Annotated in this window: 2 tRNA genes; both read right to left on the bottom strand. The window is 40.5% G+C overall.

The window, feature by feature from the left end:
* Positions 1–273: 273 nt before the first annotated feature.
* A tRNA-Ala gene (locus NI465_RS16550) sits at positions 274–349 on the bottom strand.
* A 71-nt stretch (positions 350–420) separates the two neighbouring features.
* Positions 421–497: transfer RNA gene (locus NI465_RS16545), tRNA-Ile, on the bottom strand.
* Positions 498–511: the final 14 nt, after the last annotated feature.

Raw genomic sequence — 511 nt, 5'->3', positions numbered from 1 at the left:
GTTAATTTCGCTAGAACTCATTTCTTGTAGTTGCCTACTTGAAACGAGTTTGAACAAATTATTTCAACTCAAATATATTCTGTTAATGATTTTTCCAGCCTTCGTCAGGTCAGGAAACTGTGATAAATCACAGAGATTATCAAGTGCGCGTATCATAACGCTTGTACTTGCTAATCTCTAGGATCTAAACACTTGATCGCTTAAGGACTAAACTAACAATCAGTTGATTGTCTATTTATTAGCTTTTGTCTTTATACATTCCGTAGGAATGTATGGTGGAGACTAGGAGAGTCGAACTCCTGACCTCCTGCGTGCAAAGCAGGCGCTCTACCAACTAAGCTAAGTCCCCAGCTTATCAATAAGTCAATGTATCGTTCTGTTCTGTTTGCTTCAGCACTTTCATGCTTCGTTAGTCAGATTTGGTGGGTCTGACAAGACTTGAACTTGTGACCCCACGCTTATCAAGCGTGTGCTCTAACCAACTGAGCTACAGACCCTCAGATACATCGTA

It is taken from the genome of Acinetobacter lwoffii (assembly GCF_024129855.1).
GTDB classification, from domain to species: domain Bacteria; phylum Pseudomonadota; class Gammaproteobacteria; order Pseudomonadales; family Moraxellaceae; genus Acinetobacter; species Acinetobacter lwoffii_L.
This window is presented reverse-complemented; position numbering and strand designations above follow the sequence as displayed.